Annotated in this window: 8 protein-coding genes; 3 read left to right on the plus strand and 5 right to left on the minus strand. The window is 48.2% G+C overall.

All coding sequences use genetic code 11. The features are described from left to right. Nucleotides 1-1,447, minus strand: a 1,447-nt coding sequence (locus tag VN105_RS28290) for a glutamate synthase subunit beta (protein WP_325646598.1), incomplete at its 3' end; no start/stop codon positions are given. Between the two features lie 63 nt (nt 1,448-1,510). Then, nucleotides 1,511-6,040, minus strand: a complete 4,530-nt coding sequence (gltB, locus tag VN105_RS28295) for a glutamate synthase large subunit (protein WP_325646600.1) — start codon at nt 6,038-6,040, stop codon at nt 1,511-1,513. Nucleotides 6,041-6,380: 340 nt separating this feature from the next. Here gltB and VN105_RS28300 point away from each other — a divergent pair, with 340 nt between their 5' ends. Then, entirely contained in the window at nt 6,381-6,722 is a 342-nt protein-coding gene (locus VN105_RS28300) for a hypothetical protein (protein ID WP_325646602.1), read from the plus strand. Between the two features lie 79 nt (nt 6,723-6,801). Here the strand turns inward: VN105_RS28300 and VN105_RS28305 are convergent, their stop codons facing one another. The 3 genes from VN105_RS28305 to VN105_RS28315 form a co-directional block, all read right to left on the minus strand. Next, a complete protein-coding gene (locus VN105_RS28305; protein WP_325646604.1) occupies nt 6,802-8,343 on the minus strand; it encodes a glycoside hydrolase family 10 protein in 1,542 nt (513 codons plus the stop codon). Between the two features lie 131 nt (nt 8,344-8,474). Continuing rightward, nucleotides 8,475-8,927, minus strand: a complete 453-nt coding sequence (locus tag VN105_RS28310; protein ID WP_325646606.1) for a methylglyoxal synthase — start codon at nt 8,925-8,927, stop codon at nt 8,475-8,477. Between the two features lie 37 nt (nt 8,928-8,964). Beyond that, entirely contained in the window at nt 8,965-9,480 is a 516-nt protein-coding gene (locus VN105_RS28315) for a ferritin (RefSeq protein ID WP_325646608.1), read from the minus strand. Nucleotides 9,481-9,634: 154 nt separating this feature from the next. Here VN105_RS28315 and VN105_RS28320 point away from each other — a divergent pair, with 154 nt between their 5' ends. Both VN105_RS28320 and VN105_RS28325 read left to right on the plus strand, forming a co-directional pair. Next, on the plus strand, nt 9,635-10,231 hold the full coding sequence (locus tag VN105_RS28320; protein ID WP_325646610.1) for a NifU family protein: 597 nt from the start codon (nt 9,635-9,637) through the stop codon (nt 10,229-10,231). Nucleotides 10,232-10,341: 110 nt separating this feature from the next. Further along, nucleotides 10,342-11,641: PNGase F N-terminal domain-containing protein (locus VN105_RS28325; protein ID WP_325646611.1), on the plus strand; the 1,300-nt coding region annotated here is incomplete at its 3' end.

Below are 11,641 nucleotides of genomic sequence, written 5' to 3' on the forward strand. Positions count from 1 at the left end.
CTTTGCTTTCCAGCTGGGAACTACCCATCAGAAATTCATCTACTTTTCTTGCACACTCACGGCCTTCACTTATTGCCCATACCACCAGCGATTGTCCGCGGCGCATATCGCCGGCAGTGAACACTTTAGGGATGGATGTCAGGTAATCTTTTTCGGTAGCTTTTACGTTACCGCGTTCATCTCTTTCCACTTCCAGCTGATCCAGTAAGCCGGTATGCTGCGGATGTACGAAGCCCATAGCCAGTAAAGCCAGTTCGCAGGGTACATCTCTTTCAGACCCGGGTACTTCCGTGAATTTGGCCGGTCTGCCGTCGGCGCTGGCGGTCCATTGAAGGTCTACCAGCCGCAGTGCCTTCAGGTGGCCATTCTCATCTCCGATGAAGGATTTGGTGGCGATGGCCCATTTACGGTCTGCTCCTTCTTCGTGGGAAGAAGATGTTTTTAAGATCATGGGGTAGGTAGGCCATGGCATAAATGCGGTACGTTCGCCCGGAGGTTTCGGTAACAGCTCCAGTTGTGTAACACTGTTTGCGCCATGACGGTTACTGGTTCCCACACAGTCGGAGCCGGTATCACCACCACCAATCACGATTACATTTTTGCCGGTTGCCAGGATATCGCTGCCTTCTACCGCAATATTGCTCACTCTTTTGTTCTGCTGTTTCAGGAAGTCCATTGCATAGTGTATGCCTTTCAGCTCGCGGCCCTGGATCGGGAGATCGCGCGGAATGGTGGAACCACCAGCCAGTACAATTGCGTTGTATTCTCTCAGCAGATCATTGGTACTAACGTTTACGCCTACATTGGCATTGCATTGAAATACCACTCCTTCTTCTTCCATCAGTTTCACACGGCGTTCCACTACCCATTTTTCCAGTTTGAAATCCGGGATACCGTAGCGTAAAAGTCCGCCTGGTGCATCGTCGCGTTCAAATACAGTCACAGTATGACCTGCATAGTTCAGCTGGGCTGCTGCGGCCAGGCCGGCCGGACCGGAGCCAATCACCGCTACTTTTTTGCCCGTACGTATCCGGGGTGCTTTTGCCTGTACCAGGCCTTTATCGAAAGCGATTTCAATAATATGCTTTTCTATTTCCTCGATAGCTACCGGTGGCTGGTTAATGCCCAGTACACAGGCGCTTTCGCAGGGAGCCGGACAAATACGGCCGGTAAATTCCGGGAAGTTATTGGTAGAGGACAATATATCATACGCTTCTTTCCAATCCTGGCGGTATACGGCATCGTTAAATTCCGGTATTACGTTACCCAGCGGGCATCCGCTGTGGCAGAAAGGCACACCGCAGTTCATACAGCGGGCGGCCTGCTGATTCAGTTTATTATCCGGGAATCGTTCTACAAATTCATTATAGTGACTAACCCTTTCCCGGGGATCCGCTTTCCCGGGCTGCTCGCGTGTAAATTCCAGGAATCCTGTAGGTTTACCCATAATTTTCCTCCACAAGTCCCTTACCTGCAAGGGATATTTTGATGATGAATGTTAATTGTTCAATCAGTGACCTACTTTCTGGCCCTGTATTTTAGCTGATTTCAACGCAGCCTTGTATTCTTTCGGGAATACTTTCACGAAATGACGCAGTTGGTTTTCCCAGTCTTTCAGGATAAACTTCGCAACTGTACTGTTCGTGTAGGCATGATGTTTAGTAATCAGGTCCTGCAGCTGTGCTACGTCTTCCTGGTCCAGCGGATCCAGGTCGATCATATCCCTGTTGCAGTGGTTGGCAAAAGTGCCTTTCACATCGTACACATAAGCGATACCACCGCTCATACCTGCTCCGAAGTTGCGGCCGGTTTCACCCAGGATCACTGCTTTACCACCGGTCATGTATTCGCATCCGTGATCACCTACTCCTTCTACTACTACGGTAGCACCGGAGTTACGGACACCAAAACGTTCTCCTGCCTTACCGCGGATGAAAGCTTCGCCGGAGGTGGCTCCATAGAAACAAACGTTACCCGCAATGATATTTTCTTCTGCCTTAAAACCAGCTTCTCCGTGTGGATAAAGGATCAGCTTGGAGCCAGACAGCCCTTTACCGAAATAGTCATTGGCTTCACCTTCCAGTTCCAGTGTTAACCCTTTAGTGGTAAAGGCGCCGAAGCTCTGGCCTGCAGATCCGATGAATTTGAAATGCAGGGTATCTTCCGGTAATCCTTCGCTTTTGTAGCGTTTGGATATTTCGTTAGACAAGATGGTACCAATAGTACGATCTGTATTTTTTACAGGGAACTGCTGGTATACCCTGGCTTTCTTTTCCAGTGCGGGCTGTGCAGCCTTCAGCAGTTGCCAGTCGATCACTTCGCTGATGCCGTGATCCTGTTCTTCCTGTTTGTACAGGCCGGTTTCGGCAGAAGCTTCTTCTTTATATAAGATCGGTGACAGATCCAGTTTTTGTGTTTTCCAGTTGGTGATATTATCACGCATCTGGAGGCATTCTACCTGGCCTACCATTTCATTGATGGTACGGAAGCCCAGGTCGGCCATGATTTCGCGGAGTTCTTCCACGAGATAGGTGAACAGGTTTACCACGTGTTGCGGATCGCCGTTGAAGCGTTTACGCAGTTCCGGATCCTGGGTGGCAACACCAACAGGACAGGTGTTCACATGGCATTTACGCATCATGATACAGCCTTCTACCACGAGGGCAGCGGTGGCAACACCCCATTCTTCGGCACCTAATAAAGTAGCGATGGCAATGTCGCGGCCGGTTTTCAGCTGACCATCTGTTTGCAGTACTACCCTGCTGCGGAGTTTATTTTTTACCAGTGTCTGGTGGGATTCGGCCAAACCGAGTTCCCATGGTAAACCGGCATGTTTGATAGAGCTTACCGGAGATGCTCCTGTACCGCCGTCGAAGCCTGACACCAGTACCACATCCGCATGTGCTTTGGCAACACCGGCTGCGATAGTACCCACACCTGCTTTAGATACCAGCTTCACGCTGATACGGGCGGCACGGTTGGCGTTTTTCAGATCATAGATCAGCTGGGCCAGATCCTCAATAGAGTAAATGTCGTGGTGAGGTGGCGGAGAAATGAGGCCTACACCAGGTGTAGAGTGCCTTACTTTCGCGATCCAGTCGTCCACTTTATGGCCGGGCAACTGCCCGCCTTCGCCGGGTTTTGCACCCTGCGCCATTTTGATCTGTAATTCGTCGGCATTGGTCAGGTAGTAGCTGGTAACCCCGAAACGGGCACTGGCTACCTGTTTGATGGCAGAACGCATAGAGTCGCCGTTTTCCAGCAGCTCATAACGCAGTTCATCTTCCCCACCCTCACCGGTGTTGCTTTTTGCACCGATACGGTTCATAGCAATGGCCAGTGTGGAGTGTGCCTCGTGTGAAATAGATCCAAAGCTCATTGCACCGGTAGCGAAGCGCTTGAAGATGCTGGTGGCTGGTTCTACTTCATCAATAGAAATAGACGGACGATTCTTTTTGAAAGTAAACAGGCTACGTAAGGTGGCTGCTTTTTCGCTTTGATCGTTTACCGCTTTAGAATATTTTTTGAAGGCTGCATAGTCGCCCATACGGGTGGCCAGCTGCAAATAGTGAATAGTGGTTGGGTTAAAGAGGTGAAATTCTCCTTTACGTTTCCACTGGTATACGCCACCTTCTGTTAAACGTTGTACCGGTGTTTCTTTGCGACCGTAGCCCATCCAGTGTTTAGCCAGTGTTTCGCGGGCAATTTCATCCAGGCCCAGGCCCTGTATACGGGAAACGGCGCCGGTGAAATATTTATCAACAGTTGCCTGGTTGATACCCAGTATTTCGAAGATCTGCGCACCCTGGTATGATTGCAGGGTAGAGATCCCCATTTTGGAAAATACTTTCAGGAGGCCGTCGCAGATGGCTTTAATATAATTCTTCTTCAGTTTATCTACATCCAGCGTAGTGTCCAGCTTGCCGTTCAGCTTCATATCACGGATGGTGCTGAGTGCCAGGTACGGGTTGATGGCAGTTACGCCAAAGCCCAGCAGGCAGGCAAAGTGGTGAACTTCCCAAACATCGCCGGCTTCTACGATCAGTCCTACCTGACCACGGTAACCCTTGCGGATCAGGTGGTGGTGAACAGCGGAAGCTGCGAGGATAGAAGGAATAGCAGCATGTTCTGAATCGATAGCGCGGTCGGACAGGATGATTACTTCAAAGCCATCTTCCACTGCATCTACTGCATAGCGGCATAAGCGGGCCAGGCCCTTTTCGAGGGAGCCGGGTTTGCCGTCTGCCTTGAAGTAGGTGTGTAATGTTTTGGCCTGGAATAAGCCGGTATCAATACTGCGTATCTTTTCCAGTTCGTGGTTGTTGAGGATCGGGTGACGCAGCGCCAAACCGTGGCAGTGCAGCGGATCTTCATCCAGCAGGTTACCGTTGTTACCCACAAAGGTTGCGAGCGACATTACCAGTCTTTCCCTGATAGGGTCAATTGGCGGGTTGGTTACCTGTGCGAACAGTTGTTTAAAGTAGTTACACAGATGTTGTGGCTGGTTGCTCAGTACTGCCAGCGGGGTATCTGTACCCATAGAGCCAACAGGTTCCTTGCCATCAATAGCCATTGGGGCAATGATCTGATCCAGGTCTTCAGTGCTGTAACCGAATGAGCGCTGGTATTTAAAGATCTGGTCGTGTTCCAGGTGAGTAAAGGTTACCCTTGGTTCCGGCAGTTCTTCCAGGCGGATCTTGTATTTATTCAGCCATTCGCCATAGGGTTGCTGGGAGCAGATCTGTTGTTTCAGCTCTTCATCTCCTATGATGCGGCCCTGGTCCATGTCTACAATAAACATTTTACCAGGCTGCAGGCGGCCTTTTTCTTTGATATTTTTCGGATCAATCGGTAATACACCGGCTTCAGAAGCCATGATCACTCGATCGTCTTTGGTTACTACAAAACGGCTTGGACGTAACCCGTTACGGTCAAGGGTGGCGCCAATGATTTTACCGTCGGTAAAGGAAATGGAAGCAGGACCGTCCCATGGCTCCATGAGAGAAGCATGGTATTCGTAGAACGCTTTCTTTTCTTCACCCATATCTTCATTACCATCCCAGGCTTCCGGCACCAGCATCATCATTACATGCGGGAGGGAGCGGCCTGTCATGGTGAGCAGTTCAATCACATTATCCAGGCTGGCGGAGTCGGACTGGCCTTCTTCCACAATAGGGAGCAGCATCTCCATTTCTTCTTTTGTGAAGTATTTGGAAATAAAGTCCCTTTCGCCGGCGCGTAACCAGTTAAGGTTACCTTTCAGCGTGTTGATTTCACCATTGTGAGCGATATACCTGTACGGGTGAGCCAGTCTCCAGCTGGGGAAGGTATTGGTGGCAAACCTGGAGTGGATGAGCGCAAAGGCAGAAACCATTTTCTCATCGCTCAGGTCTGTATAATAATGACGCACCTGGTAGGTGGTTAGCTGACCTTTATATACAATTGTTTTATAAGAGAGGGAGGCAATGTAAAACAGTGACTTCTCTTTAGGAACTGTATTGCGAACAGTTTTGGAAACATAATTACGGAGCACAAATAATTTGCGCTCAAAAATTTCCGGATCGCTGATATGATAAGGGCAGGCAATAAATACCTGTTCAATTTCCGGTTCTACAGAAAGGGCAGATTCACCAATGCCATCCGGGCGTACCGGTACTTTACGGTAGCCAAGAATTTCCAGGCCCAGTTTCTCTGCGCTGCGTTGAAATATCTCACGACATTCTTCCCGCCAGCGTGGTTCTTTCGGAAAGAAGACCATGCCTACACCATATTTTCCAAATTCCGGTAAGGCGATGCCCAGTTTCAGGCACTCATCATACAGGAACTCATGGGGCGTTTGAAACAGTATCCCTGCACCATCTCCCGTGTTTTGCTCACAGCCGCAGGCTCCGCGGTGTTCCATGTTTTCCAGCATGGTTAAGGCATCACGAATAATATGGTGGGATTTACGACCCTTAATATGGGCTGTAAAACCTGTTCCGCAGGCATCATGTTCAAATTCCGGACGGTATAAACCTTGCGTTTGCTTCACTTCATCCATTTGGTTTAGATTTTTTGCTTTGGCACACCCTTCCCTTCTGACTTGCGCCGCGGGTGATGGTGTACGATATAATTCGGGAACGGTTTAAAGATACTAAAGGAATGCGGTATTTTTTATATAAACTTTTGTTAGACGGTTAAAATTTAGAAAAAAATAAAAAGATACCACGAATTGTTAGAACTTTTAAAAAAATGACCGCGTCCTCAGGATAAATTGAGCCGGTTTAATGGCTCAGGCTGACAGGCTTACCAGGTTCGCCAGAAGGATCCTTTTTGTGGTCAGGTACTTTTTTTTTCTTCTTATATTATATTTGGCTAATACCTCTGCCTATACCAGTTGTATGTTCCGGAAGCTGTTTACAGCCGTATCTTTATTGATATTTACCGGTCTCCTGGTTTCCGCGCAGGATCAGGCGGAGGCCCCGGCGCCTGTTTCACAGAAAAAAGTAAGCCTGGATAAAGCCGTTCCCTTTACAGCAGACAGCCAGCAGGCAAAAATTTCCGGCATTACCGTGCTCAGCGCGGTATGGGATACCGCCCGTATTGGGTTTTTACAAACCGGGTTGTTTAATAATAAGGTAGGAGCAGTACTCGGGAATTACCAGGTTAATGCTCCCGTATTGTTGTTGTTTAATAATAAGGCAGAAGCAGTACCGGATAAGGAATTAATGCGCCTTTATTAATCACGCCGGTGTTGTCAGCAGGAATCGGCCACCCTTCTCTCCCACGGCTGGAATTAGCCGCCATACTTCCTTCCCGCAGCTATGGTTCAAAAAGGAATTGCGCCTTACCATTCACCAGCCGCATACGCAGTGGTTCGCTGATGTGGCTTTCATTCTGCAACCTGTCGAGGGCTGTTACTATATAGGTGTATAGTTTTCCTTTAACATAGGTGAGGTCCCTGAACTCCGGATCAGACGATTGCTGCAGGATACCAATTATTTTCGTGGGGTCGCTTACGTTAATGGCTTCGTTTTGCTCAAACCGGTATAGCACGTATTGTTTGGTATGCCCGCTGGTATCGTCATCAGCCCAGTGTATCTCCAGTCCGAAGGGTCTTTCAAAGGCATCAATAAAATAAGGCGCCTCCGGAGTTTCTTTTGGCAGCCATTGCATAATAGGCCGCAGGGCGGGGTATTTATAAAGCCGGGTGCGCAGCGCATCTTCAATGCCGAGGGGGTTTCCACGGAAAGAGGCCGCACTGTAAAACATACTGCCCTGGATAGTGTTCAGGGTCCTTGCCTCTTCTATTTGCGCTGGTAATTCATTGGGGTTTTTCCAGGCGGCATTGCTGCCTATACGGTATACACCGTGCCCGATATATACCTGCCGTCCGTAGCCATGCTGGCTCCACCAGTTCAGTAATATTTCATAGTCGGCCAGCCGGTGCCCGCGTTCCCAGTAGATCTGGGGGGTTACATAGTCAATCCAGCCGTTCTTCAGCCATTTCAGGATATCAGCAAACAGGTCGTCGTAGTTGGTTTGGCCACCTTTAGTATATGATCCTTCGGGGTCTTTGTCTTTGTTACGCCATACGCCAAAAGGGCTGACGCCAAATTTAACCCAGGGCTTTTCCGCTTTAATAGCAACGCTCAGCATTTTTATAATGGCGTCTGTATTCGCGCGGCGCCAGTCGTCCCGCAGCATATTATTGCCATATAGCCGGTAGGAGCTGTTATCCGGAAATTCTTTTCCGGGCACCCGGTAAGGGTAAAAATAGTCGTCGAAATGAACGGCGTCTATATCATAACGTTTTACCACATCACGGATCACCGCTGTTACATACTCGCGCACTTCAGGGATGCCGGGGTCAAAATATTTTTTATTGTCGTAGGTAACGAACCATTGTGGTTTCAGGCGGGTGATATGGTTAGGCGCCACGCTGCTGCGGCTGGTATTGAATACGGCCCTGTATGGGTTAAACCAGGCATGAAATTCCATACCACGTTTGTGGGTTTCTTCCACCATGAACTGTAAAGGATCATAGTAAGGATTAGGAGCCTGACCCTGCACGCCGGTGAGGTATTCCGACCAGGGTTCATAAGGGGAAGCATAAAAGGCATCTGTAGCCGGGCGCACCTGTACCACTACTGCATTCATACCATTCCGCTGCTGCTGGTTAAGTATTGCAATGAACTCCTGTTTTTGTTGTTCTGTACTTAACCCGCGCCTGGATGGCCAGTCAATATTTTCCACGGTGGCAATCCATACCGCTCTCAGTTCGCGTTTGGGAGGCAATTGTGCCCACGCCTGCTGCATTCCGATAATCAAAAATATTGCGCCTGCTATAAATTGCTTCAACATCAGCCTGACTTTTTTTTCCGTAAGATGCGAAAATAGCGAAAAGCAAGGCTGATTTGATACAAATATGTGATTCTTATGAAGATAGGGAGCTAATGTTGTTTTGTGTACAGCATGGAAAAGGTAGCCGGTGGTTATATCTTCCTTTTTGTATATTGGCTGTAGTCCGGCAAATTGGCCTCATACTCCTGGTGCATCAGGGGAGATGTGAGAAGAAAATCTGCTGATGCCCGGTTGCTGGCCATCGGGATATTCCACACCACGCCGAGGCGAAGCAGAGCTTTGATATCCGGGTCATGGGGCAATGCTTCCATGGGATCCCAGAAAAAAATGATCACATCCAGTTCCCCGGTGGCCACCAGGGCGCCAATTTGCTGGTCGCCGCCCAGGGGGCCGCTCAGGAGTTTTCTTACAGATACATCCAGCGCCTGTTCTATCAGCAGGCCGGTGGTACCGGTTGCATACAGTTCATGGCGGCTGAGTACCGTTTTGTTATAAGTGGCCCATTCTATCAGCTCCGCCTTTTTATGGTCGTGAGCAATCAGGGCTATTCTTTTGCGGGCTTTTAAAACTTTTGATGTTTGCATATATGATCACAAAAGTAATAAGTGACACGCAATAATGTTAGTGTTTATCGTTGGTATCCAGTGTGGCCAGATCCCGGTCGAAAATATAAAGACCGCCCTTGTCCTCTCCTATCAGTTTTAACTTATCCAGGATATGACGGGCAAGGCGTTCTTCTTCGATTTGCTCGGTAACATACCATTGCAGGAAATTATGTGTGGCATAATCCTTTTCGTTCAGGCACATATCTACCAGGTTATTGATTTCTTTGGAAACCAGTAGTTCGTGGCTGAATACATGCTCAAAAATGGCATGGATGTTTTTAAATTTCACGGTAGGCTGTTTTAAAGCAGGAACCAGGCCATGACCGCCTCTTTCGTTGATAAACTTCAGCAATTTCAGCATATGGGCCCTTTCCTCATCGGAATGCCGGTACAGGAACTGGGCCACGCCGTTATACCCCTGTACTTCTGCCCAGGAGGCCATGGCGAGGTAATACTGGGAGGAGGCTGCTTCCAGTTCTACCTGCTGGTTCAGTGCGTCATAAATTTTCGGCGAAAGTTCTTTTAATAACATAATGAAAAATTTGTATAATATGAAGAAGATCGAGGTGTGACGGGGATATCACTGGGAACTATATCCGGATCGTTAATTTCAATAGGCTACATTCAGATGCATCCCGGAAATCTGCCTGAAAAATGTTACCTTTGCATTAGTAAATTAGGATAAAATGATTAAAACAGGAAATCCAATCATCAGCATATATACGGAGATGACGCCAAACCCGGAAACCATGAAGTTTGTGGCTAACAAGCTCCTGTACCCCGGCAAAAGCATTGATTTCCCGGATGAAGCCAGTGCAAAACCGTCTCCTTTAGCCATAGAGCTGTTTAGCTTCCCTTTTATCAGGGGGGTATTTATCATGGCTAACTTTATTACGCTTACTAAAACCAGCGAAACTGACTGGAACGATATAATTCCCACCGTGAAAGCCTTCCTGAAAGAATACCTGGAAGACTCCCGCCCTGTTATCAATGAAGACGAGGTAGTAATTACCAAATCCTCTGCGAGTAATGAAGTAAGTGCAGACGATACAGACGTGGTAAAACGGATCAAGGAATTACTTGAAAACTATGTGAAACCGGCTGTTGAAATGGATGGCGGCGCCATTCAGTTCAAAGATTATGAAAATGGCACGGTTACACTGATGTTGCAAGGTTCCTGTTCAGGCTGCCCTTCTTCCATGATCACGCTGAAAGCCGGTATTGAAGGCATGATGAAGCGTATGATCCCTGAAGTGAAAGAAGTAGTGGCAGAAGCAGAATAAGCCATAGTTGAGTGAATGATAGTGTTAAACGAAAGCACAGTCTTTATGGCTGTGCTTTTTTTTAGCGTTTACCTGAGTCGTATACCAGATAATACAAGCAAACAGCCACAATGAGAAAATTATTACTGATCGTTACCGGCATGATCCTCGCCCTGCAACCGGTACAGGGGCAAAGAAAGCAACCGGCAGACAGTACATCCGCTATTATTACTTACGGCTTTAGCAGCAATGGGAAAGAGATTCCCGGCAATGGACTGCAATTGATCATCGACCGTCAGCGGGCACATATTGTTGCCGGCAGTGGTAAGCAAAAGGAACAGCAGTTCCTGGAACTACGGGAACAGGCTACTTTGCAGGTATTGAGCCTTCCCAACGGCGAAGTATATACGCTGAAAAAGCCCTTCGCGGAATATAGCAACCCTGAATTATTACCGGATACCGCCACCATACTGGGATATCCCTGTAAAAAAGCCAAATTGTTTATCCGGTCCAATACTATAGAAGTATGGTATACCAACGCACTGCCATTGAAGGGCACGCCGAATATTACTATTGCGCCCGGCCTGGGCCTGGTGCTTAAAATAGTGCGTAACGGCAACAGTGAAACCCTGGCAAAAAAAATTACCTGGGGCAAAGTGCCGGAAACTGCACTGGCCTGGCCATCGAATACAGGTACCATGGTAAATGATGCTGCGTATATGCGGCAGGTAATCGACAGCCGGTATACCACCCTGCCGGTATTTAACCAGGAACAGATCAGCTGGGGTAATAATACGCCCAATCCTTCCGGGGAACAGCTCAATCAAACCTATCATTTTGCTGGCGGCACAGTTATCCTCAAAAAAATAAATTTACCGGCAGCCAAAAAAGGGGTAACGCTTTTTGCGGAACTTATTCAATACTCCAATGGCGATGCATACGACAGAACCGGTTCCGTATTTATGATCCCGGCAGATAAAGCCACTTCTTTCCTGGACGGTCTTCAAAAGGGCGTAGAGGCGTTACCGTTATTCACTGCTAAAAACGGTAAACAATACCAGGGAATGGTAGCTACGGATAACTATTTGCCTGCACTGGAAGTATTGCGTTTCTTCACGCCATTCGGAGTACGGCAGTTTAATAACCAGGTAAAAATTGCCGGGTACAACTGGGCCGATTCGGTTATCTATAAACAGGATATCACTGAGCTCCATGGCCGTTTGCAGGGCGATGTATGGTTGGGTGTATACATTGGCAACTATGATAAAGGTGGTCATAAAGTAAGCCTGAGCCTTAAATATTATCCGGGTGATCCGGAAGATGAAAGCCGCCCGGCAGCCAACTGGATATACCCTGTTTTCAATACCACTAACCTGATGGAGATGGCCGGACAGGAGTATGCCACCCTCTTCGATAAAGACTCCCTCAAAG

Source organism: Chitinophaga sp., assembly GCF_035564935.1.
GTDB lineage: Bacteria > Bacteroidota > Bacteroidia > Chitinophagales > Chitinophagaceae > Chitinophaga.